This window comes from Arcanobacterium sp. S3PF19 (assembly GCF_000758825.1).
Taxonomy (GTDB): Bacteria; Actinomycetota; Actinomycetes; order Actinomycetales; family Actinomycetaceae; genus Arcanobacterium_A.
In genome coordinates, this window is the sequence record NZ_JRMX01000007.1 from 22903 (window position 1) to 47486 (window position 24584).

The following is a 24584-nucleotide window of genomic DNA, read 5'->3' on the forward strand; positions in this document are numbered from 1 at the left end:
CGTTTTCGGAAAATTACCCGTGCCCGCCGCGCACAGTCTGCCTGCACGTGCGCAGGCCCGATGTGTCGCCCGCGGCGATTGCCTTCACCGCCGCTATGGATTCGTCCACGCTGCGCACGGCCCACACGCCCATTCCTTCCGGCTCGTATCCGATCGTTTCCGGGCAGTTTTCCGCCGGAGCCAGAAAATGCCGCGCGCCCGCACGTGCGGCACCGCGCATTTTATGCTCAATTCCGCCTATCGGACCGATGTCTCCGTTCCAGGACACAGTCCCCGTTCCTGCTATGCGCCGGTTTCCGCCCAGGCTTCCCGCGGTCAGTCTGTCGTAGATCCCCAGGGTAAACATATTCCCCGCGCTCGGACCGCCAATTCCTTCAACCGCGTATTTCACCCGCACCGGCAGCTTTACGTTTTCCATCCGCACTTCCACGCCCAGCAGCGAACCGGGATGCGGGGCCAAACCGCCGGCGGAATAGGGAAGAGTCGGAAAAGAAAACGTAAGTGTGTCCTTTCCCCGCCGCACACGCAGAAAAATTTCTGTACGCGGGGCGACCGTGCGCAAAAAAGCGGTCAGAGCGTAATGCGAACGCACCTGCCTCATATTCTTCGCGTCCGTGCCCACAGCACGGATAATATCCCCTTTGCGCAGGTATTTTCCCGAAGGAAAACGGGCAGACGTTCCGGCCACCGTCACGTCCATTGAGACGGGCAGACCGGCTGTTTCCGCGGCCACAACCGCAGCCGCGTCCTGCGAGTAGCGCATCAGCTCCAAATTCTGTGTGTTCACCTGGGAGGCGGAAAGCTCCTTCGGATACATTGCCCGCACGGGAATGAGCTGTCTGTCTTTGGAAAACAGGGCCGCCAAAGCAGATATTCCGGGCACTCCGCCGTCCGCACTGCCCCATGCGGAAACGGTAGTCATATAAAGTTTTGTGGAAGTGGGATAGGTTTTCACGCCTTTTACGCTTACCACGGGAACACCGTTTATCTTCCCGTTCACATCAAGGGCGGGTCCGGCGTCTTCCGTCAGATAATTCGTCGGCAGCAGGAGGGACAGCCCCACCATTGCGCCAAAACACAGACCCGCCGCCGTTTTACGGGTAAAACGCGGCATTTTAATTCTTCTTTCGCTGTTCGGATATTGCATTTCACGGTTTTCCTGTTCTTTTCCGCAGTTCCACGGTACATAGTTCCCCGCCGCGGGAAAAGTATTTTTGCCGGCCGTTCGCCATCTGCGGAAGCAGCCGATTGTAGCTTTGCCGCAACAGACATTACGCTAGAGATACGGGCAAGGAGGAAACAATGGCCGAAGACGAGGCACACCAGCCGGAAAATTGGGAAGAAATGCTGCGCTCCGTGTTGGGAGACGAAGCTGCCGAAGAAATTCTCCGGCAGATGGGCGGGGGGCAGACGGGCGAAATTTTCGAAGGAATTTTGCACGGAAAAAACTTTATGATGGTTGGCCGGCAGATGCAGCAGATGCTTCAGTCCTCCGGGAACGACCCGGTGAACTGGGAAATTGCCGCACAGGTAGCACAGGAAAAAGTGAGCCGGCAGAAAACGGAGATGCTTTCCGCCGCGCAGGCAGACGCAGCCCGGAGCGCACTGCGCACGGCTTCGCTGTGGCTTGACGCCGTGACCGAATTTATGCCTGCCGGCTCGGCGGCACAGGCCTGGACGAGGCAGGACTGGGTCAGCCGTTCGCTGCCCACATTCAGGCGTCTGCTCAATCCCGTCGGGGAGAACATCACGCGCGCGATGTCCGACGCTTTTGCCGAACAGGCCGGCAGGATGCCGGAAGAGATACGTTCCCTTATTCCGGACCCGACGCAGCTTCTGCACGCAGTCTCGGGGTCAATGCTGGGAATGCAGTACGGCAGCGCACTGGCCGAATTGGCGGATTCCTCTTTCGGCACCGCCGACACCGGTCTGCCGCTGATGGAAGAATCCGCCGTCGCCCTGGTTCCCGCAAACATCTCCGGTTTCGGACAGGATTTGGAGGCGGAAGAAGGCGAAGTACTGACGTACGCCGCGGTGCGCGAAGCTGCCGCCGCCCGTCTCTACGGCAACGTGCCCTGGCTCCGCCCGCGTATTTTGGACACCGTTTCCGAATACGCAAAGGGAATTGAAATCGACACCGGGGCAATCGAAGAGCAGCTGCGCGGACTGCAAATTGAAGATCCGCGGCAGATTAGGGAAATTGACCTCTCCGATATTTTCACGCTCGAACTGACCGACGCCCAGCAGGACGCTCTCAGCCGACTGGAGCATCTGATTTCGCTGGTCGAAGGGTGGGTAACCGAGATCTCGGCCCGGGCCGTTGCCGCCCACCTGCCGCACGCCGTACCGCTGCGGGAAATGTTTGTACGCCGTTATGCAACGGACAATCCGGCGAAACACGTCTGGGAATCCCAGCTGGGAATGCGTCTCGAACCGCGCCAGCTGCGCAACGCGGCCCGCTACTGGCAGCTGGCGGAAACGAAACTGGGCCCGGAGGGACGGGACGCAATGTGGCAGCATCCTGATCTGCTGCCGGGCGAAAGCGACCTGGAAACCCCGGAAAAGGCTTTCGAAAACGCCCCCGCCGGCAAACTGGAAGCGGAGCTGGATTCGTTTCTCGAGGATCTGCTCAACTCCGAGGATAAACGCAAAGACGGCAGCGAAGACTGATTCTTCCACAGCTGTGCATATCCGCCATCCCCAATTCCCCGCATTTATTATCCTGTTCCTGTTTTACGGATTACGGCGGTATCTGTTCTGCCCGCCGTGCACGGGAAAGGAAAACATATGCGGATTGTTCCCGGCCTGGGGTTTTACCGGCGCCCGTCCTTTCGGGCGCAGATCGGCATCGATACCCGGCGCGGAGTTTCACTCTGCGGTCTTTCGCAGAGGGAAGTGCGCCTCGTTTCCGCTTTAACCGCCGAGCACACAAAAACGGAATTTTTGCAGCTGGCACGCGCACTGCACATAAACGCGGCCCGGGCCGGGGAAATTCTCGCCCTGCTGGAAGATGCGCGGGTACTCACCGACTGCGGCGCATCGTGCGCGGAAGAATCGGCATGGCTGAGAATCCGCGGCGAACTTCCCGCACACCGCGCCCGGTGTGCGGTACATCTGGCGCAGCTGGATCCGCTGTCGGTGCATATTGCGGAAATTCTCATGAGGGCCGGGATCACCCGTTTTTCGCTCCCGGCACACGCCGATTCCCTTCTTTACACCGCACCTTCGGAGAAAGAAAAAGAAAAACGGCGGCGGTATTTTCTGAACCGGTTTCGGCAGATAAACGCAAAAATACGGGTATGCGAAACCGAAGATGCCCATATCGCGGTTCTCAGCGGCGTGCAGATTCCAAACCCGATCGTCGCCGCGGAACTGATGAGCCTGGATATTCCCGTGCTGCTGTGCTGGAGCGAAGAAATAGACGTATACGTCGGCCCTCTCAGCCAGGCACACGAAACCGCGTGCGCGCAATGTCTGTTTCTCTACCGCCGCGACGAGTGCCCGCAGTGGGATGAAATTTATCCGCAGACGCTTCTGCACCCTCCCTATCCGCAGGAATATGCCACCCTTACGCTCGCTGCCGCTCTCGGCGCGCGGGCGGTTCTCGATTTTCTCGACAGGGGCGAAAACACTCTCACCGGCAGCCGGAAAATTTCCCCGGACGGGGATTTTCCGCAGTATTGCACTATTGCGCCGCATCCGGAGTGCGGATGCCGCGATCCGAATTTACAATCCGCAGCAGATCGGTTCCGTAACGCGCAATCTTCGTCATCCCGACACCTCTGATCCGGCCGAGTTCTTCGAGCGTGCGCGGTCTGAGCACGGCAATGCTGCGCAGCACGGAATCATGCATAACCGCTGATTCCGTTTTCCCGGATTCTGCACAGACTTCCCCGCGCCACGCGCACAGAGCCGCAAACAGTTTCGTGTCGTTGGGGTGACGCACGGGAAAATCGGCCTGCGCTGCCTTTTGCGCACGCCTTTTGCGGGTGGCGGCAGAGGCCTCATGCCGCCACAGATCACGCAGAAATCTGCTTACTTTGCGCGGCGGACGCTGCCCGTTGCCCTGCGCATAAGACAGATACAGTTCCTCCCGGGCACGCGTGATTCCCACATACAGCAGCCGTTTCTCCTCTGCCAGCAGCGCCTCGGTTTTTGCCCGCGAAACAGGCATCAGGCCCTCGCTCATACCGGTCAGAAACACAACCGGCCATTCCAGACCTTTCGCGCTGTGCAGGGAACACAGCGTGACGGCATCCGGCTGCGGCGGGTTGTCCGTCTGGGCCCGTTCCGCCAGGTCTTCGGCAAATCCGCGCAGCGTGTTTCCTTCCTCCTGCGCCCACTGCCGCGCGAGGTCCAAAATTCCGCGCAGCGCCTGCCACACGGCAAAGCTTTCCCCGCTTTCCGCGGGAGGCGTGGGCCGCCAGCCGCACAGCCTCAGAGTTTCCTCCACTACGTCCGTCAGCGGCAGATCTGCGCAGCTGCCGGCCTGCCCGCGCAGCGCAGCCATTACCTCGCGCACCTGCCGGCGGGAGAAAAACTTTTCGTTTCCGTTTATCCGGCATGGAATTCCCTTTTCGGCCAGTGCCCGTTCAAACAGATCTGCCTGCATATTCGTCCGATACAGAATCGCAAAGTCCGCGGGCTTCCTTCCCTCTACGATTTTTCTTCCGATATGCGCCGCTATTTTTTCGGCTTCCTGCGCGTCGTCCCGGTAGACGGCAAAGCCCACGGGATTCCCGAGCGGTTTCACGGGGCGCAGCCGCACGCTCCCGCCGTCGCCGGCACCGATCAGCGCATTTGCCAATGCCACTATCTGCGGCGTGGAACGGTAGTCCCGGTCAAGCACGATTTGGGCGGCCGAAGGATAGCGCTGCGGGAAAGACAGCAGGAATTTCGCCTCCGCCCCGGCGAAGGAAAAAATAGTCTGTGCCGCGTCCCCCACCACGCAGATATCGTTTCTGCGGCCCAGCCACAGCCGCAGCAGACACTCCTGCAGCGCGGAGACGTCCTGATATTCGTCCACGATGAAATACCGGTATTGGCTGCGGATGCGCGCGGCGATATCTTTGCGGTCCGCGATGATTCCCGCCAGCACAAGCAGCACGTCTTCAAAATCAATCACACCGCGTTCGCATTTTACCTCTTCGTAGGCTTTCATCAGCCGCGCAATTTCCCTGTGCGAACCGGCCGCCGGTTCTTCCCGCCGTGCGGCAAGGGCCGCCCGGGGATAGTCTTCGGGGGCGACCATTGCCGATTTCGCCCATTCTATTTCCGCACAGAAATCCCGTACCGCGTCGATATTCGTGGGCATATTCAGTCTGTGTGCCGCCTGCGCCGCCAAAGTCACCTTATTCTCCCTGATCTGCGGCACACACCCGCCCACGGCTTCGGGCCAAAAATATCTCAGCTGCGCCAATGCGGCCGAATGAAAAGTGCGCGCCTGCACATTTCCCACACCCAGGGCACGCAGTCTCGATTTCAGTTCCCCCGCGGCGCGTTCGGTAAACGTAAGCGCCAAAATATGCTCTCCCGGCACCGCCCCGCTGTGTACCGCATAGGCAATACGGTGTGTAATTGCGCGTGTTTTGCCGGTTCCCGCACCGGCGCGGATCTGCACCGGGCCCGAAAGGCAGGTCGCCGCCTCGCGCTGATGTGGGTCCAGTGCGGAAAGCAGAAATGCCGGGTTCACGTCCATTGTCCGTCTCCTTTCCGCACAGATCCACCCAAAGTCTACCCCAAAGGGATACACCAAATTTACCCCAAATTCCGGCCGAAGCCGGCAATACTCTATCTATTTCACCTCAAATACGCAACGAAGCTGAAAGAACGGGCGAAACCTGCGACAATGAACGGTGTGAAAGATTTTGGGATATCCGACTGCGCTCCTGCCGGGCAGCCCCGCGGCAACCCGATGCGCCCCGGAGCACATCTGACAGACGGCGGCTGTGATTTCTCTGTTTTCGCCGGGCACGCCCAATCGGTGGAAGTCTGCCTGTTCGAAGAAGACGGAAAAACGCTGCATGAGCGGCGGTTTCGGCTGCACCGCTCGCTGCACGGCTACTGGCGCGGATTTGTGGACGGTATTTGCGCCGGACAGCTTTACGGATATCGGGTATACGGTGTCTGGGATCCGAAACTGGCGATGTTCCACAACCCGGCGAAAGTTCTGCTGGATCCCTACGCACGTCTGATCGGCCGCGCACCGGTCCACTGCGATGCGATTTACAGTGCGCAGCGCGGCGACGGGGACGCGGATCGCCCGGCTTGCATTCCTCTTGCGCAGATGAAACAGGATCACACCGATTCGGCTCCGTTTGCCGCACTGGGGATGGTTGCGCAGCCGGACACTCCCGGAAGCGCTCCGCTGTATACACCGTGGAACAAAACCGTGTTCTATGAAACCCACGTGGTCGGGCAGACCCGCGAATTCACCGCGATCCCCCCGCAGCTGCGGGGAACCTACGCCGGTTTGGCACATCCCGAAACGATCCGCCATTTGCGGGATCTGGGAATAACAGCCCTGGAACTGCTGCCGATTCAGGCAAAATGGAGCGAGCCTTTTCTCGTCCAAAAAGGATTGGAAAACTACTGGGGATACAATACTCTTTCCTATTTCGCGCCCGAGCCTTCCTATGCCACCGAGGCAAGCCGCAGGGCAGGCCCGCAGGCCGTGCTGAAAGAAGTGAAGGAGATGGTGGCCGGGCTGCACGAAGCGGGAATCGAAGTGATTATGGACGTGGTCTACAATCACAGCTGCGAAGGCGGTATCTTCGGTCCCTCCCTGTGCTGGCGCGGTTTGGACAGCTCCGAATACTATCTGTACGACCCGGCCCGGCCCGGACAGCTGAAAAACACCACCGGATGCGGGAATTCTTTCGATTTCCGCCGGCTGCCGGTGCTGCGGATGACTCTCGACTCCCTCAGATACTGGGTGGAAAACGTGGGCGTTGACGGATTCAGATTTGATCTTGCCGCCACTTTGGGCCGCGAAGGGGACCGCTTCAATCCGCATCATGCCCTGTTCGGGGCCTTTGCCACCGACCCGGTTCTGAGCCGCGTAAAACTGATCGCCGAGCCCTGGGATGTGGGGCCGAACGGATGGCAGACGGGAAATTTCCCGGTTCCGATGGCAGACTGGAACGACCGTTTCCGCGACGCAATGCGCGCATTCTGGCTTTCCGAGCCGGCGCAGATCGCTGCCGGGGGGAGCGGATCGGATCTGCGCGATTTTGCCACGCGTCTGGCCGGATCGGCGGATCTGTTCGGCCACGGGCGGATCCCGGAGGGCAGGGGAATCCATTCCTCGGTTAATTTCGTGACCGTCCACGACGGTTTTTCCCTCTGCGACCTGACTGCCTACAACGGGAAACACAACAGTGCGAACCTGGAGGACAACCGGGACGGCTCCGATTTCAACAACTCCTGGAATCACGGCACCGAGGGCGAAGCGTCGGAGGAAATTCAGGCAAAACGGCGAAAATCGGTGCGCAATCTGCTGGCCACACTGCTTATTTCGGCGGGCACTCCCCTTCTGCGCGGCGGGGACGAAATACTGAAAACACAGCACGGCAACAACAACGCATACTGCCAAAACTCCCCAATTTCCTGGCTGAACTGGGAAAATGAAGACGGACACAGCCGCAGTATGTGCGAGACGGCCGCATATCTGCTAAAACTGCGGCGGGAAAACAGCGTGTTCCGCCCGAATTGTTTTTACCGCGGGGAATCCCGCGACGGCGGCCCGGCCGATCTGGGATGGTTTGACGCCGACGGGCAGCCGATGGCGGAATACAAATGGTTTAACAGCTCGGTACGTACTTTGCAGATGCTGCGCGCGGGCGGGGACGAAAGCCCGGACGCGCTGGTCGTTTTCAACGGGCATCTGCACGATACTCCGATAAAGCTTCCCGCCGGGGACCGCCCCTACCGTCTGGTCTGGTGCAGCGACTGGGAAAGACCGCGGCAGAACCTCCCCTCCTACAGGGCGGGGGCAAGCACATCGGTCAGTGCCCTGAGTATGCGCATTTACCTCACCCACGATCCGGAAAAACCATAATTTTACCTGCTTGGCACACAGGATCACAGAAAGAAATTTGCAGGCAGGCTCACAGGAAAGAAAAACGATGATACAACACTCCTTTGACGTAAACACCAATCCGAACAATGCGGTTTCCGATGCTTCTTTGCGCCACGCACGGGAAGTAAGCAAAAAGATCAGGGCGGCCATTGCCGCCGACCCGGGCGATTTCAGAATGCTCACCGGAGACCGCCCCACTGGAAATCTGCATATCGGGCACTATTTCGGTTCTCTGCGCAACCGTGTGGAACTGCAGCGGGCGGGAGTGGATTCGTGGGTTCTGATCGCCGATTATCAGGTGATCACCGACCGCGATTCGGCAGGACCGATCCGCGAACGCACCTATTCCCTGCTTACAGATTATCTTTCCGTGGGACTTGATCCGCAGAAAACGACTTTTTTTGCCCATTCCCAGCTGCCCGAACTCAATGAGCTGATGCTTCCGTTCCTTTCTCTGGTCACCGATGCCGAGCTGCGCCGCAACCCGACGGTGAAGGCGGAGTTGGACGCCACGCACGGACGCCCGATGTCCGCCCTGCTTCTGACGTATCCGGTTCATCAGGCGGCCGATATTTTATTCTGCAAGGCAAACATCGTGCCGGTCGGAAAAGACCAGCTGCCGCATCTGGAACAGGCGCGGGTGATTGCCGACCGCTTTGAGTCCCGTTACGGGCACGGCAGCCTGCCGGCTCCCATTTTCCGCCGCCCGCAGGCGCTTTTGTCGGAAGCGGAAACCGTGCTCGGTCTGGACGGAAACAAGATGAGCAAATCCCGCGGAAACACAATCGAGCTGCGGATGGACGCGGACGAGACCGCAAAACTGATCCGCCGGGCCGTTACCGACTCGCAGCGGTTTATCACCTACGATCCGCAAAACCGCCCCGAAGTGGCAAATCTGCTGCTGCTGACGGCTCTCGCCACGGGCGGGAAACCGGAAGAAATTGCCGAAGAGATCGGCAACGGAGGAGCCGGTATGCTCAAATCCATGCTCACCGAGGCACTGAACGAACATCTTGCCCCGATCCGCGAGCGCCGCAGGCAGCTGCAGGATAACCGGGATTATCTGGATACCGTGCTGAAAGCGGGAATCGCAAAGGCACGGGAGCAGGCCCAAGAGACGCTGCGTGAGGTTCACCGGGCTTTGGATATCGTCTTTTAGCCGGATTTCCCCGTGTCGGTTTTCGGTGAAAAACCGACGTATTCAGGGCAGATAGTCACGTTCGGAAAAATCGGTTATCCTTTATAGTGTTAGAATCGCGGGTTATTTTACCCTCTACACATTTAGGATGATTTATGACACATGCAGAACTGACATCAGCCATTGGTGAACAAGTCCGCACTGTTTCGGGGCGTACCCCGCAATCCGCAACCCACGCCGAATTTTGGGCTGCATCCTCTAATGCAGTCATGTCCAAAATAGCCGACAACTGGGAAAAAACGGAGAAGAAATACAACGCTTCGCGTATGCAGCACTATTTCTCCGCCGAATTCCTGATGGGACGGGCACTGCTCAACAACCTAAATAATCTTGGGCTGGTCGGACAGGCAAGAAAAGCCCTTGCCAAATACGGGCAGAATCTTACCGATGTGCTGGAAGCGGAAAACGACGCCGCTTTGGGCAACGGCGGGCTGGGCCGTCTGGCCGCCTGCTTCCTGGATTCCTGCGCCACTTTGGATCTGCCGGTGCGCGGCTACGGCATTCTCTACCGTTACGGTCTGTTTAAGCAGTACTTTGAAAACGGGTATCAGCAGGAGAAACCGGACGCCTGGATGGAAGAGGGCTACCCGTTTGTAATCCGCCGTGAGGAAGAACAGCGTCTTGTGCGCTACAACGATATGACCGTGCGCGCCATCCCCTACGACATGCCGATCACGGGATACGGCACAGACAACGTGGGCACGCTTCGCCTGTGGAAGTCCGAACCTATCGAAGAATTTGACTACAACGCTTTTAATTCCCAGCGGTTTACGGACGCAATCGTGGAGCGCGAGCGTGTAAACGACATCTGCCGCGTGCTCTACCCCAACGATTCCTCCTACGAAGGAAAGGTGCTGCGCGTGCGTCAGCAGTATTTCTTCTGCTCGGCTTCACTGCAGGCAATCGTGGAAAACGAAGTGAAGCAGCGCGGCGGAATCGAAAAGTTCGATAAATTCAACTGCATTCAGCTCAACGACACCCATCCGGTACTGGCAATTCCGGAACTGATGCGGATTCTGCTCGACGAATACGGCCTGACGTGGGAAAAGGCGTGGCAGATTGTATCGCACACGTTTGCCTACACGAATCACACCGTGCTTGCCGAAGCCCTGGAAACATGGGAAATCACAATTTTCGACCGTCTCTTCCCCCGCGTAATGGAAATTATCCGCGAAATTGACCGCCGTTTCCGCGCCGAACTCACCGAGGCCGGATACCACCCGGGGAAGATAGACTATATGGCCCCGATCGAGGGAAACCGCGTAAAAATGGCATGGATTGCCTGCTACGCCTCATATTCGATCAACGGTGTCGCCGCGCTGCACACGGAGATCATCAAAAAAGACACCCTGCACGACTGGTACGATATCTGGCCGGAACGCTTTAACAACAAAACCAACGGCGTCACGCCCCGCCGCTGGCTCAACCAGTGCAATCCCCGTCTTTCCGCCCTTTTCACCGAACTTCTGGGATCGGATGCCTGGGTGCGGGACCTGCAGAAACTGAAGAAACTGAAAAAGTACGGAAAAAACGCTGCCGTGCTGGAGCGCCTAAACGCGATCAAACACGCAAACAAGGCTGATTTTGCAAAGTGGATCGAAAACCGTCAGGGGATCACGGTCGATCCGGAGGCAATTTTTGACGTGCAGATCAAGCGGCTTCACGAATACAAGCGCCAGCTGATGAATGCGCTGTATATTCTGGATCTGTATTTCCGGATCAAGGATAATCCGGAGCGCGTTTTCCCCAAACGGGTATTTATTTTCGGCGCAAAAGCGGCTCCCGGGTATGTGCGCGCAAAAGCGATCATCAAACTGATCAACGAGATCGCGCGCCTGGTGAACAACGATCCGGATGCGGCGAAAACGATTAAGGTTGTGTTTGTGGAGAACTATAACGTTTCCCCCGCAGAGCACATTATTCCGGCTGCCGATGTTTCCGAACAGATTTCCATGGCAGGAAAGGAAGCCTCGGGAACTTCCAATATGAAGTTCATGATGAACGGAGCCCTTACCCTGGGAACCATGGACGGTGCCAATGTGGAAATTCTCGACGCGGTAGGCGAAGATAATGCCTATATTTTCGGCGCGCTGGAAACAGAGCTGCCCGAACTGCGCAAATCCTATGATCCGCGGCGCACGGTTGCACAGACTCCGGGTCTCGGGCGCGTGCTGGACGCCCTGACGGACGGCACGCTCAGCGACGACGGCACGGGAATGTTCCATGACCTTGTGAACTCGCTTCTGGATTCCGGCGGCTGGGATCCTGCCGACGTCTACTATGTGCTGGGTGATTTTGCCGCTTACCGCGAAACGCGCGACAGGATGGCGGAGGATTATTTTGCCGACCGCGCGCAGTGGGCCCGGATGTGCTGGAAGAACATCACCGAGTCCGGACGCTTCTCTTCCGACCGCACGATCGGAGATTATGCGCGCGAGGTGTGGAAGATCAAAGCACAGTCTGTCTGAAAACAGATTCTGACGGAAAATATGCGTGCGGGCGGCGGTTCATCTGCGAACTGCCGCCCGCACGCATATCGAGCCGGCAAAACCCGTTTCAAATTCCGCGCAGGTCGGCTATGCTTAAAAACAGAAAATCCGCATAAAGGAGCACAGAACATGGCGAAAGAATCGTTTCCCGCCGCAGATGCGGCGCCTTTTAGGCCTATCGGACGGATTCCCATTGTGGATGTTTCTCCCTGCATTGAAAACGGTTCCTGGCCCGCCAAGGGAACCGTGGGAGAGTCCTTTCCCGTGCAGGCAACCGTGTTCCGCGAGGGGCACGATCTGCTTACCGCAGAATGCGTGCTGGTCAATCCGCAGGGAAAAGAAGTGCAGTGCGCGGAGATGCGCGATGTATCCCCCGGCCTGGACCGTTACGAAGGATGGCTTACCCCCACCGCGCCCGGTTCCTGGGAATTTTTCGTCCGCGCCCGCTTCGATCCGTACGGCACATGGAAACGCAACGCACAGATAAAACTGGAAACGGGCACCGATCTGCCTCTGATCTTTCTCGAAGCGGAACAGATTCTCAAACGCGCCCTGAAGTCAATGCCCCGCGGAAGCGAAGAACGCCGGATCGTACGTGAGGCGGCCGCGCAGGTCGGCAAAAAGCGCTCCTCCGCCGAAACCCGGTTTGCGGCAGCCACTTCCGGGCAGGTAGCTGCCGCCCTGGCCCGGTATCCGCTGCCCGAGGGCGTGTCGGTTTCCCCGCGCTTCCGGCTGAATGTGGACCGGATCCGTGCACTGGTCGGCTCATGGTACGAAATTTTCCCCCGGACAGTGGGCGCAAAGTATAACCCGCAGACGAAACAGTGGACTTCCGGAACGCTGCGCACCGCGGCCGAAGATCTGCCGCGAATCCGCGCAATGGGATTTGACGTCATTTATCTGACTCCGATTCACCCAATCGGAACCACCTACCGCAAAGGACGCAACAACTGCCTGAAAGCCGGGGCGGACGATCCCGGTTCACCCTACGCGGTCGGCTCCGAAGACGGCGGGCACGACGCCATTCATCCCGCACTGGGCACATTCGGGGATTTTGATTTCTTTGTCTCCCGCGCACGGGAAGAAGGCATGGAAGTGGCCCTGGATTTGGCGTTGCAGTGTTCGCCGGACCATCCGTGGGTGAAATCGCATCCCGAGTGGTTCACGCAGCGCGCCGACGGCACGATTGCCTACGCGGAGAATCCGCCGAAAAAATATCAGGATATTTATCCGCTGAATTTTGACCGCGATCCCGAGGGACTCTACCGGGAAATCAAAAAAATTCTGGAACTGTGGATAAAGCACGGCGTGACGATTTTCCGTGTGGACAATCCCCATACAAAGCCGCTGAATTTCTGGCAGCGGCTGCTGGGCGATTTTCGCAAAACGCACCCGGATGTTATCTTCCTTGCCGAAGCCTTCACCCGGCCCCCGATGATGCAGACTTTGGGAAAGATCGGATTTCACCAGTCATATACGTATTTTGCGTGGCGGAACGAAAAACACGAACTGGAATCCTATCTGTGGGAAGTTTCCCATCAGACTTCCCCGCAGATGCGCCCGGCCTTCTGGCCCACGACCCACGACATTCTCACTCCCTATATGCAGCGGGGAGGGATTCCCGCATACGCCATCCGGGCGGTTCTTGCCGCCACGGGTTCGCCCACATGGGGAATATATTCCGGATACGAACTGATTGAAAATATCGCCCGGCCGGGAGCCGAAGAACCGATCGACAACGAAAAATACGAATTTAAGCTGCGCAATTTCCTTGTGGCAAAGTACAACGGAATGGAAACTCTCCTTACCATGCTCAACGATATCCGCTCCCGGCACACGGCGTTGCGGCGGCTGCGGAATGTGACCGTTCATCCCACGTCGGACGATAAAATTTTATGTTTTTCCAAAACATGCCGTCCGGAGGAAAACGGCGGTAAGGCCGACCGGGTGATTGTTGCCGTCAATCTCGACCCCTATGCTTCGCGCGAGGCCGTAATCGAACTGAACATACAGGCTCTCGGCCTGTGCCCGCGCCCGGATCCGGCACCGGTTATGGAAGTGTACGACGAAATGTCGGGCAATACCTACCTGTGGAACGCGCGTCCGTATGTCCGTCTCGACCCGCACGGACAGGTGGCGCATATCATGAGCGTACGACCTCTGCAAAGATAACCGTAGGTAAGGCTGCGGCAATTTAAATTTACTAAAATCCGGAAAAAATGTGCGTTACGCCTCAAAACGTGACAAACTATAACTATGGAACACAACACAGCCCCGGTCGCAATTGAAATTCTTGATGCCGTTTCCAACGGAGCCTACCATTCGCCGCACGATATACTCGGTGCGCACACGGACGGCGACACCGTGGTAATCCGGGTGATCAGAAGGTTTGCCGATGCCGTTTCCGTCATTACCAAAGACGGAGAATACCCCGCCACGCATGAATTCAACGGAATTTGGGTGTGCACCCTGCCCACGGGAAAGATATGCGACTACCGGATCCGTGCCCGTTATACCGGTTCCGAGCACATTTCCGACGACGGCTACCGTTTCCTTCCCACAGTGGGGGAAATGGACGAGTATCTCTTCGGAGAGGGACGGCATGAACAGCTGTGGAAAGTGCTCGGCGCCCACGTGCGCACATTCGAATCCGATTTCGGCCCGGTAACGGGCACGTCATTTTGCGTATGGGCACCGAATGCGCGGGCCGTGCGCGTAATAGGCGACTTCAACGGCTGGAACGGGATATCCTCGGCGATGCGCACCATGGGCACATCGGGAATCTGGGAACTGTTTGTTCCCGAAGCGGAAGCGGGCGACAGATACAAGTTTGAAATCCTGTATCAGGACGGCAGCTGGCACCAAAAAGCCGATCCTCTCGCCCGGCGGACAGAAGTTCCCCCGTCCACGGCCTCCATCATTACCGATTCCGATTTCACCTGGGACGATTCGGCGTGGATGAAACAGCGGGCGCAGAAGGACCCTCACGCGGGCCCGGTTTCCGTCTACGAAGTTCATCTCGGTTCCTGGAGAAAAGGGCTCGGGTACCGCGATTTGGCCCGGCAGCTGATCGGGCACGTAAAGTATCTCGGTTTCACCCACGTGGAATTTCTTCCGCTCGCCGAGCATCCTTTCGGGCCGTCATGGGGATATCAGGTCACTTCCTACTATGCGCCGACCGCGCGTTACGGCACCCCGGACGATCTGCGTTATCTGATAAACGAACTGCATAAAGCGGGAATCGGCGTTATCATGGACTGGGTTCCGGCGCATTTCCCGAAAGACGAATGGGCACTGGCGCGCTTTGACGGTACCGCGCTGTACGAAGACCCGAATCCGCTTCGCGGAGAGCATCCGGACTGGGGTACGTACGTATTCAACTTCGGCCGGAACGAAGTGCGCAATTTCCTTGTGGCAAATGCCCTCTACTGGCTCGAGGAGTTCCATATCGACGGAATCCGCGTAGATGCGGTAGCTTCCATGCTGTATCTGGATTATTCGCGCGAACCGGGCAAATGGCAGCCGAATATCTACGGCGGGCGCGAGAATCTGGAAGCGATTTCCTTTATTCAGGAATCCAACGCCACGGCATACCGCAGCCATCCGGGAATTATGATGATTGCCGAGGAGTCCACTTCGTGGGGCGGAGTTACGGGACTCACCGAGCATGGCGGTCTGGGCTACGGACTGAAATGGAATATGGGCTGGATGAACGATACCCTGCGGTATCTCGCCGAAAAGCCGATCAACCGCCGGTGGCACCACGGAGAGCTTACATTCTCCCTCGTTTACGCTTTTTCCGAGCATTTCCTGCTTCCTCTCTCCCACGACGAAGTAGTGCACGGGAAAGGATCCCTGTATGCGAAAATGCCGGGCGATCACTGGCAGAAACTGGCCGGTCTGCGCCTGCTCTATGCCTATCAGTGGTCGCATCCCGGAAAGCAGCTGCTGTTTATGGGGCAGGAATTTGCGCAGACGGACGAATGGTCCGAGGCCCGCAGCCTGGACTGGTGGCTGACCGACCGCAAGGACCATGACGGTGTGATGAGCTGCGTTAAAGCGCTGAACCGGGTCTACCTGGAACACCCTGCTTTATGGTCCGACGATTTCCGCAGTTCCGGATTTGAATGGATCGATGTTTCCGACGGGGACCACAACGTTCTGTCTTATCTGCGTAAGAGCAGAGACGGAAAGGACGTTGTTGCCGTAATCTGCAACTTCTCGGGCATTGCCCACAACGACTACCGTGTAGGTCTGCCGCGGAAGGGAGCGTGGAACGAAATTTTCAACTCCGACGCGGTGGAATTCGGCGGTTCCGGCGTGGGAAATATGGGACGTGTGGAAGCCAAAGAAGTTACCTGGAACGGGCGCCCCTATTCGGTTCCCGTCCAGCTTCCCCCTTACGGAGTCGTTTACCTCTCTCCCGCGGAATAACGCTAAAACAGTGCGTTTGCCAACGCTTTGCGCGCTTCGCGCACCTGCGGGGTGTTTTCTCCCGCCACGCAGAATAAATCCAGCAGACGTTTGCGCACTGTTTCCCGTTCGTCTCCGGAAAGTTCCCGAATCACGTCTGTAAGACGCCGGAAACCTGCCTCCGGATGCCCGCAGGCAACTTCAATATCCGCTGCCTGCAGATGTGTTTCAAATTCGCTCAGCGGCACATTTTTTGACTCGGCCAAAATTTTCCTAAACAGTTTTACGTCCTGCTCCGCGCCGATCTTCCCCACTCTTTGCAGCAGTTCTACACGCAGCAGTTCGTGCCGGGCTTCCGTATCGTGCGGATTTTCCGATACCGCCTGCGCAAATTTATCATGTGCAAGCCGCAGATCACCCGCTTCCAAAGCGGCGAATCCCTCTTTGTGCAAAGGAGGAAGTTCGGCTTCGCCCTGCGCGGCTTCTTCCCCCGAATCGGAATCGGTTGCCAGCACACCCGTAATTCCGTACTTCGCGGCCGCTTCCAGGAGCCTGCCCAGCGTCTGCCGCAGCACATTTTCTTCCGGCACGCCCTGAAACAGTGCAATGGGCTGCTGCTGCAGAAAAGCGACTGCCGCCGGAACAGCCTGCACACCGAGCATTGCCGCCACCCGCGGCTGTGTATCGGCAGATATCAGCCGCACACCGAAACGCCCGGAAAACTCAGCCGCCAGTTTTTTCATCAGCTCCGTAAGTTTGCGCGAAGAATCGGAATCCGCGCCGTGAATTACCGCGACAATCGGAACTTTCACGGAAAGCGCCAGTGCATCCGGCAGAGTCTGTTCCGTTACCGTATCGATTAAAGGCGCGGGCAGCGCGTCCTGCGCCGGCGCCGAATTGGGTCTGTCTTTTTCCCGCTGCCCGGAATCCCGGTTAAAAACCGATAAATCCACCGCTCCGCGCATTGCGTTTATTAAATTATCCTGATTCATATTTTCACTGTCCGTTCGTTACGCTGTTTAAAACCGGAGATGCCGCGCCCACTACCTGCACCGGCTGCCCTGTTTTTGCGGGTGGAATATAAAAAGAGACAAACATCAGATAATTTGCGCTCAGTTTGTTTTTCACGTCCGCAACCTGATTTGCCGCGCCCGCGGCCAATGCCCCGATCTGATCTCCCAGACGCAGCGTGGCCCCTTCGGCTTTGCGCGTCACCTCAATGCTGTATGACAGCTCCCCGAGCATCACCAGGCCGCCGTTTTCCGTGGGCACAGCCATATAGTCTTTGCTGCCGGGAGAAGTGAGCGTATTTACTTCCGCAAGGTTTCCGACCGCCTGTTTCAGCGCGGAACGCTGCTCCGTAATTTCGGTAAACACCCGATCATGCGGCGCAAACTTTATTTTTCCCTGCTTTCCGTCGTTAAGGTATTGCGCATATGCGCCGAGCACATCTTTCGCATCGGCGGCATAGTATTTCGAATCCCTGTTTTCCGCCCGTTTCCTGTCGGTGAGGGCAGTTTTCAGGCGGGGAATGCGCAGCCCGGGGAAAAGAAAAGTCTGTCCGCAAAGTTTGTAGTCCGCACGCGCGCTGTCCTGTTTCCACATACTCAGTGTACTGAAATTCCGATTTCCCGCCGGGCGGGCAACAGCGGCCATCGTCCGCGGAAAGTCGGTGCCGGAAACAACCGGGACGGACTTTGGCGAAATACCGGCAGAAGGAATTTTATACCCGTCGCCAAGCAGTTTTTTCAGCCGGTAGTGCGCACCGCGCACAGCCAAGAAAGATTCGCAGGCACGCCCCCGTGCTTTTTCCCCGTCGCCGGCGCTGTCGGCGGCCGCAATTTTCTTTTCCGTGTCCGAGGCTATGGCGGCGAATCTGTCCGCGCCCACTATTTCCTCGGCGGTGAATTTAGCTTTCGGCAGCGGCGAATCCGCCGCTCTTCCCGCACAGCCGAACAGTGTCGCAGACATCGCGGCGCACAAAAGCAGCCCGGAAAGTTTACGTATCTTCCGCTCACTCATTTTCTGCCCCTTCTTCGTTCCGCTCTTCGCTTCGCACAAAGTGCCCGCCTTGTTTCGGCTGTTCAAAATTCCACAGCGACTTCCATTCGCTGTCATCGGACGCACCGTCTTCTTTTCTGCCCTGCCCGTCATTCTCTGCCGGGGCAGCAGCGCTGTCCTGTTCCTGCTGCGGGGAAGAGGTATCCTGCACCGGGGAAGCAGCGCACGCGAAATCCAAATCGGCAGCCTGCGCATCGGCAAAATCTTTTCCGTCTTCCCCTTCTCTTTCTTCCCCCTCTTTTTCCGCATCCTCCGGCGGTTCCTGATTTTCGGCCGAATCATTCTGCTCTCCGCCGGAATCATCCTGATTTTCGGCCGGACTGTCCTGCTTTCCCTCGGAAAGCTCCCGTTTTCCCCCGGACGGGTCCCCCTCTGCCCGGAATATCGGAATCACGGAGGTCTGCGCCGCGGAAATATTTTCCCGCTGCATTTTTCTGTTTTCTTCACGCGCACGGTAAAAATCGGCACGGTTGCGCTCCTCGGTATCCCGATACAGAAGATAGGCCCCGATCAGAGCCGCGGCCAGCGCGCACAGCGTCAGTTTTACCGTCGGAAAATCACGGGCCGTCCTGATCTGTCTCAGCGTTATTTTCGGCGCAGTGCCCGCAGCCGTGGCTACCGCCAAAGATCGCGAAGATCCGTCCGAGGGCTTGAGCCGAAGCTTTATCCGGCCGCTCCTGCACCCCGATTTCTCCCACAGATCGGAGTTAGCAAACTTCAAAGTGCCGTCCTTCAGCGCATCCGCATCCCGCGCCGTTGCCCGGGGATCGCCTTTGTGCAGAACAATCTTCAGTCCGTCCCCGCCGATACCGCGGATCTGCGCCGCCGCGCTTTTACCCAAAAAAGCCCTGACATCGGAAGACCTTGCCACCGCCCAAAAAATTTTTGTTTTTGGGGCATATATCTCCACTTCCGTTTCCGTCTCCGGCAGATCCAACAGGCCGGGGGCGGTGTAAAAAAACGGCGCGCCTGTGCCGGCGGGAGAATGGGCTTCGTTAACGGTGACATTGTTCCTCAGATTCCCGTAAAGCAGGGTGCACAAAGCAAGCACAATCCCCAGCACACTAAGAATCGCGCCCAACGTTTTCTTCTTTGTCCGATTTGCCAACAACGCTTTCATATCCACTGTGCCACTCCCGATCGGGTCATTCTGCCGGCGGTCTTTCCATCCCCATCTTACCCGTTAATGTGTTTCGGTGTACCATCCGGGAATGATCCTTTTCGCAGACAATTATAACGATTCCGCCCACAGGCGCACCCGGTGCCTGTAACCATATTCATAGAAATACTATTTTGCCCCCATATTCGGATATTGTTTATAAGTAGCCGCACACTGAAAACATAAGTTTGGCACGGAGGTCACGATGAGCGAAAATCAGCCTATTTTCCCGGTTGTAATGCGGGGATACGACAGGGCACAGGTAGAGGGAAAAATCGCGGATCTGGAAAAAACGCTTTCACAGGCGCGTTCCAGAATTTCCGCATTGGATGCCCGGATCCTTTCCCTTTCGGGCCGGCTTGCACAGGCACAGTCCGAGCTGAACGAAGAAGAACGCCCGTCCTATTCCGGTCTGGGGACGCGCGTCGAACGTCTGCTGCGCGCCACAGAGGAACAGGCTCTGGAGGTAATGACGAAATCGCGTTACGAAGCGGAAAAAATTGTTTCCTCCGCCCGGGAAAAAGCGGAGGGTCTTGTCTCTTCTGCGGAACACGAAAGCCGGGAGATGCTCTCCAAGGCACGCCTGGAAGTTACCGAACTGCGCGAAACGGCGGAGCGTGAGGCAAACGCGGAAGTGGAAAACGCAAAACTGCAGAGCGCGGAAATGCTTTCTTCGGCACACCGGCAGGCTGAGATGAACCGCAGCGAAAGCGAACAGAGTATAGAAAGCATGCGCAGTGCCGCGGAGCGGGAAACGGCTCTGCTGCGCGCCGAAGCCGAAAAATACGCGCAGGAACTCCGCGCACGGGCGGAAACGGAAACCACCGAACTGCGCATGCGCACGGAAACGGAAACCGCGGAACTGAAAGCCAAAGCCGAAACCGAAATATCGGCGCTGAAAACGCAGGCCGAAACCGAGATTACGGCACTGAAAACGCAGGCGGGGCAGGAAGCGGCGGAACTGAAGGCACAGGCGGATAAGCAGGCTGCGGAAGTGAAAGCACAAACGCAGCGGCAGAGCGCGGAGCTGAAAGCCCAAACCGAAGCGCAGATGGCGCAGTTAAAGGAAGACACCGAAAAAGAACTCTCCCGGTACGCCGATGAAATCCGGGCAAAAGCGGAAGAGCTGATCCAACAGGCCAAAACGCAGACTCACGATGCCGAAGCGCGGGTATCGCAGGCAACCCGGCGGGCAACCGAACTCAACACCGACTCAGCCAAAGAGGCGGCGCAGACCGTGCAGGAAGCACGCGAGCAGGCTGCCCGGCTGATATCGGAGGCACAGGCCGAGGCACAGGCAATCCGGCGCAGTGCCGAAGATGACGCCAACGCCGCAAAACAGTCCGCCGACGATCACATAGCGGCTCTCAGCGAACAGAAGAACGCTTTAACCGGCTATCTGGAAGACGTACGCCGTCTGCTCGACAATACGGGAGAGTCGATCGCGCTGCAGACGATAGTGGAAAACGGTCAGGCACACGCCGAAGGAACACAGGAAATGCAGGGAACAAAAGACGGGCAGGAATAACCTTCCGGTCCCGCCCGTCTTTTTCCGGTTTCCCAAACACGCATTTAAGCGTGGCCGGCGGCAAACTCAGTCCTTACCGTCTCCCTTTGCCGCTTTTACGAAATCGGTCAGTATCCCGGCAAGTACGGCGGGCTGCTCGTCGGCACTGAAGTGCCCCGCGTTCGGAATTTCCTCCACCCGCGGATGCTTTGCCTTCAGCGACCATTTCAGCAGTGTTTCAAGAGAGCAGGTTACGTCGTCTTCACCGCGCACAAAATACACGGGACCGTCGATCAGCTGCACAGCCTGTGTGGCATCCGTGCGGGCAGCCATCCCCCTTTGCATCCATGCCAGACTCTCATTGGGCAGACGGCGCAGACGGCAGTCAAGAGATTCGCGCACGGATTGCGTAACATTGGGCGAAACCATTTTCCGCGTCCATCCCTGCACGGCTTCGTAGCCCTTACCCGCCTCCGCTTTTTCGGCAATTGCGATCCGCCCGGCGCGCGAAGCATCGGAATCCGCGCCGATATTTGTATCCATCAGTGCCAGCGCCTTTACCGTCTGCGGATATTTCAGCACAAAATCAGCCGCCACGGCTCCGCCCATCGAAAGGCCGCCCAGCAGAATCTGCGTCACTCCCAGGGAATCCAGCGTCGCCTTCAGCGCATCTACATACGCGCCCAGATCCGGCGTCGCACAAAACTCGGCTGCCGGGGCAGATCCGCCAAATCCCGGCGCATCTACGGTAATTACATCCATGTCCGGCATTTCACGCAGCACTCCGTTCCACATGGACGCATCCAGCGGAAGAGCGTGCAGCAAAACCAGCGGCAAATCGGATTTCACACCCGAACGGTAAAACTTCAGTGTTTTCTTTTCACTCATACTCACCAAATTACACCCGGTTAACGCCGATGTCCACGTGCCCGCCAGCACCCGGTGTGCCAGTGGCGCCGTTCGTCCCGGCCCGCGGCCGCACCGAACCATCCCTCTTCCGTCCAGGCCACTTCGTGCGCGGTCCCCACGGCAATAATTCCGTTGCATCCGGGACAGCGGTATTCTTTTGCCGCCGCGCGAATATGATGCACCTTATAGCGCAGACCGTCGCTGCCCGTTTCGTAACGCGTGCAGCCCATCAGACGGTATGAATCAAGGGGTTTCACGGGACGCAGGTATTTTTTCGCGCGGCGCATCAAAACAGCCGGTCTTCCGGATTGTCGAAACCGCGCATCGCATCATAATCAAGAATCAGACATTCTATTCCGCGGTCCTCGGCAAGCACCCGTGCCTGCGGTTTAATCTCCCGGGCAGCGAAAATTCCGCGCACCGCCTGCAGCGATCTGTCCCGGTTCAGATACTCCAAATACCGCGTAAGCTGCTCAACGCCGTCTATCTCCCCGCGGCGTTTAATCTCCACGGCAAGGTGTGTGCCGTCGGTATCCAAAGCCATAATGTCCACAGGCCCGATTGGCGTGGGATACTCCCGGCGCAAAAGCGTAACGCCCGCACCCAGCAGATGTATCTGCCCCGCCAGCAGCTCCTGCAAATGCGCTTCCACGCCGTCCTTCACCAGCCCCGGCTCGGGACCGAAAGGATGCGAAAAATCCTCGGTCACGCCGTAAAGCGAAATTACCAGCCTATCGTCACTGCGGTCGGAGCGCACATCCCATATTTCGCGGATTCCGGCTGCGGATTCTTCGCCTTCTGCGGGACGCACCTCGCACGTGCAGGGAGCACTCATCCAATTCAGCGGCTTATATGATCCCCCGTCGGCATGGATCAGCACAGACCCGTCCGCCTTGACCATTATCAGACGCGTGGCAGGTTCCAGATGCGCGTCCAGACGCCCGGAATAATCCACAGCGCAGCGCGCGATTAAAACCCGCACCCGTCCCTCTTTTCTGCCGCTTTTGCCGGCGTTTCAGTTTTCTTCAAGGGACTCGATCACAACCGTTACCGTATCGGAATCCACGGTGACGAACCCCGCCGAAGTCCGCAGTGTTTTTTCGTCCCCGGCAGCGCTCGAGAACTTCACCATACCCGGTACAAGCGCAGCCAGCAACGGCGTGTGGCCGGGCAGAATACCCAGCTCGCCGTCTGCCGCCGTAACCGTCACTGCCTCAACCGCGCCTTTGAACACCTCGCCGGAGCGGGTTACTATCTGCAGTTCCATTATTTTTCGTCCTGCCGGATCCGGTGCCATGCCCGTTCAATATCTTCGATTCCGCCGATATTGAAGAATGCCTGCTCCGGGATATGGTCGTACTCGCCGTCGCAGATCCTCCTGAACGCTTCCACCGTTTCGTCGATGGGAACCGTGGAGCCTTCCACGCCGGTAAACTTCTTCGCCGTGTACGTGTTCTGCGAAAGATACTGCTCGATCCGGCGCGCCCGGGCAACCGTCACTTTGTCTTCTTCGGACAGTTCGTCCACACCCAAAATCGAAATAATATCCTGCAGTTCCTTGTTTTTCTGCAGAATCGCTTTTACGTGCGTCGCCGTATCGTAATGCGCCTGCCCGACGTACTGCGCATCCAGGATACGCGACGTGGACGCCAGAGGATCCACAGCGGGATAAAGACCGCGTGAAGCAATCTCACGCGACAGTTCCGTCGTTGCGTCCAAATGGGCAAATGCGGTTGCCGGCGCGGGATCGGTGTAGTCGTCGGCCGGCACATAGATAGCCTGCAGGGAAGTGATCGAATGGCCCTTCGTCGAGGTAATGCGCTCCTGCAGGGCACCCATCTCGTCGGCCAGCGTGGGCTGGTATCCCACCGCCGAAGGCATTCTTCCCAGAAGTGTGGACACTTCGGATCCTGCCTGCGTGAAACGGAAGATGTTGTCGATGAACAGCAGCACATCCTGATTCTGCACATCGCGGAAATACTCTGCCATCGTCAGTCCCGAAAGGGCAATACGCAGACGCACCCCCGGCGGCTCATCCATCTGTCCGAACACCAGGGCGGTTTTGTCGATCACGCCCGCGTCTTCCATTTCATGGATCAGATCGTTTCCCTCACGGGTTCTTTCCCCCACTCCGGCAAATACGGACACACCGCCGTGATCCTGTGCCACGCGCTGAATCATTTCCTGAATCAGCACGGTTTTGCCCACGCCGGCACCGCCGAACAGACCGATCTTTCCGCCCTGCACATACGGGGTAAGCAGATCGATAACCTTAATTCCCGTCTCAAACATTTTCGTTTCGGGCTCAAGCTCGTCAAAAATCGGCGCCTTGCGGTGAATCGGCCACCGGTCTTTCACTTCCAGATGTTCGCCGTCTTTCAGATTCAGACAGTCGCCGACCACATTGAATACGTGGCCTTTGGTTACGTCTCCCACGGGCACGGAAATCGGGGCCCCCGTGTCGGTGACCGGCGCCCCGCGCACCAATCCGTCGGTCGGCTTCATCGCAATCGTACGCACGATATTGTTTCCCAAATGCTGTGCGACTTCCAAAACCATCTTCTGCACGGAGTCTTTTTCGCCCCGGCCGGAAAAATCAACCTCGGCAATCAGGGCATTATTGATTTCGGGCAGCGCATCGGGTGGAAATTCAATATCCACAACAGCGCCCACCACCTGCACAATTCGGCCTGTTGCGGCTGTTTTGTTTTCGTTTACAGTGGTCATTGTTTCTTCCTTTTCGTTCCCGGCAAGCGGTCCCGCCCGGC

At 57.8% G+C, this 24584-nt stretch carries 18 protein-coding genes; 8 read left to right on the forward strand and 10 right to left on the reverse strand.

The features are described 5' to 3' along the window. Positions 1–13: 13 nt before the first annotated feature. Positions 14–1147: a PDZ domain-containing protein gene (locus HMPREF1631_RS01580; protein WP_052046936.1), complete on the reverse strand. Its 1134-nt coding sequence runs from the start codon at positions 1145–1147 to the stop codon at positions 14–16. Positions 1148–1302: 155 nt separating this feature from the next. On the opposite strand from HMPREF1631_RS01580, the gene HMPREF1631_RS01585 reads away from it, so the two are divergent. Beyond that, positions 1303–2670, forward strand: coding sequence for a zinc-dependent metalloprotease (locus HMPREF1631_RS01585; RefSeq protein ID WP_034231613.1), 1368 nt, complete (start codon positions 1303–1305; stop codon positions 2668–2670). A gap of 117 nt (positions 2671–2787) precedes the next feature. After that, positions 2788–3786, forward strand: coding sequence for a hypothetical protein (locus HMPREF1631_RS01590; RefSeq protein WP_034231615.1), 999 nt, complete (start codon positions 2788–2790; stop codon positions 3784–3786). Here the strand turns inward: HMPREF1631_RS01590 and HMPREF1631_RS01595 are convergent. Beyond that, positions 3686–5698 carry an ATP-dependent helicase gene (locus tag HMPREF1631_RS01595; protein WP_034231617.1) on the reverse strand — a complete coding sequence of 671 codons (2013 nt, stop codon included), beginning with the start codon at positions 5696–5698 and terminating at the stop codon, positions 3686–3688. The genes HMPREF1631_RS01590 and HMPREF1631_RS01595 overlap by 101 nt on opposite strands. A gap of 150 nt (positions 5699–5848) precedes the next feature. On the opposite strand from HMPREF1631_RS01595, the gene glgX reads away from it, so the two are divergent. From glgX to glgB, 5 genes are all read left to right on the forward strand, one after another. Continuing rightward, positions 5849–8059 (forward strand): glycogen debranching protein GlgX, encoded by a 2211-nt coding sequence (gene glgX, locus HMPREF1631_RS01600; protein WP_052046937.1) that lies wholly within the window; start codon positions 5849–5851, stop codon positions 8057–8059. 67 nt (positions 8060–8126) lie between these two features. Beyond that, the gene (gene trpS, locus HMPREF1631_RS01605; protein ID WP_052046951.1) at positions 8127–9239 is read left to right on the forward strand and encodes a tryptophan--tRNA ligase; all 1113 of its coding nucleotides are present in this window, start codon (positions 8127–8129) and stop codon (positions 9237–9239) included. Between the two features lie 134 nt (positions 9240–9373). Next, on the forward strand, positions 9374–11746 hold the full coding sequence (locus HMPREF1631_RS01610; protein WP_034231619.1) for a glycogen/starch/alpha-glucan phosphorylase: 2373 nt from the start codon (positions 9374–9376) through the stop codon (positions 11744–11746). 150 nt (positions 11747–11896) lie between these two features. Continuing rightward, positions 11897–13939: an alpha-1,4-glucan--maltose-1-phosphate maltosyltransferase gene (locus tag HMPREF1631_RS01615; RefSeq protein WP_034231621.1), complete on the forward strand. Its 2043-nt coding sequence runs from the start codon at positions 11897–11899 to the stop codon at positions 13937–13939. A gap of 84 nt (positions 13940–14023) precedes the next feature. Continuing rightward, positions 14024–16201, forward strand: a complete 2178-nt coding sequence (gene glgB, locus HMPREF1631_RS01620; protein WP_034231623.1) for a 1,4-alpha-glucan branching protein GlgB — start codon at positions 14024–14026, stop codon at positions 16199–16201. 2 nt (positions 16202–16203) lie between these two features. On the opposite strand, the gene HMPREF1631_RS01625 is transcribed toward glgB, so the two are convergent. The 3 genes from HMPREF1631_RS01625 to HMPREF1631_RS01635 are packed head-to-tail and all read right to left on the reverse strand — an operon-like array spanning position 16204 to position 19367. Then, positions 16204–17172 carry a tetratricopeptide repeat protein gene (locus HMPREF1631_RS01625; protein ID WP_052046938.1) on the reverse strand — a complete coding sequence of 323 codons (969 nt, stop codon included), beginning with the start codon at positions 17170–17172 and terminating at the stop codon, positions 16204–16206. Positions 17173–17176: 4 nt separating this feature from the next. Next, entirely contained in the window at positions 17177–18202 is a 1026-nt protein-coding gene (locus HMPREF1631_RS01630) for a hypothetical protein (RefSeq protein ID WP_034231626.1), read from the reverse strand. Then, complete coding sequence (locus HMPREF1631_RS01635) at positions 18195–19367, reverse strand: hypothetical protein (RefSeq protein WP_156956187.1); 1173 nt, start codon at positions 19365–19367, stop codon at positions 18195–18197. The genes HMPREF1631_RS01630 and HMPREF1631_RS01635 overlap by 8 nt, the downstream gene beginning before the upstream one ends. 238 nt (positions 19368–19605) lie before the next feature. On the opposite strand from HMPREF1631_RS01635, the gene HMPREF1631_RS01640 reads away from it, so the two are divergent. Next, on the forward strand, positions 19606–20928 hold the full coding sequence (locus HMPREF1631_RS01640; RefSeq protein ID WP_052046939.1) for a hypothetical protein: 1323 nt from the start codon (positions 19606–19608) through the stop codon (positions 20926–20928). A 66-nt stretch (positions 20929–20994) separates the two neighbouring features. Here HMPREF1631_RS01640 and HMPREF1631_RS01645 read toward each other — a convergent pair whose 3' ends face one another. Genes HMPREF1631_RS01645 through atpD form a run of 5 tightly spaced genes read right to left on the reverse strand, consistent with a single transcriptional unit; the run spans position 20995 to position 24543 of the window. After that, positions 20995–21795 (reverse strand): alpha/beta fold hydrolase, encoded by an 801-nt coding sequence (locus HMPREF1631_RS01645; protein WP_034231631.1) that lies wholly within the window; start codon positions 21793–21795, stop codon positions 20995–20997. Positions 21796–21815: 20 nt separating this feature from the next. Continuing rightward, on the reverse strand, positions 21816–22073 hold the full coding sequence (locus tag HMPREF1631_RS01650) for an ATP/GTP-binding protein (RefSeq protein ID WP_369794719.1): 258 nt from the start codon (positions 22071–22073) through the stop codon (positions 21816–21818). A 29-nt stretch (positions 22074–22102) separates the two neighbouring features. Continuing rightward, the gene (gene nucS, locus HMPREF1631_RS01655; protein ID WP_034231636.1) at positions 22103–22798 is read right to left on the reverse strand and encodes an endonuclease NucS; all 696 of its coding nucleotides are present in this window, start codon (positions 22796–22798) and stop codon (positions 22103–22105) included. A gap of 33 nt (positions 22799–22831) precedes the next feature. After that, complete coding sequence (gene atpC / locus HMPREF1631_RS01660) at positions 22832–23083, reverse strand: ATP synthase F1 subunit epsilon (protein WP_034231638.1); 252 nt, start codon at positions 23081–23083, stop codon at positions 22832–22834. After that, a complete protein-coding gene (gene atpD, locus HMPREF1631_RS01665) occupies positions 23083–24543 on the reverse strand; it encodes a F0F1 ATP synthase subunit beta (protein ID WP_034231641.1) in 1461 nt (486 codons plus the stop codon). Before atpD ends, atpC begins: the two co-directional genes overlap by 1 nt. Positions 24544–24584: the final 41 nt, after the last annotated feature.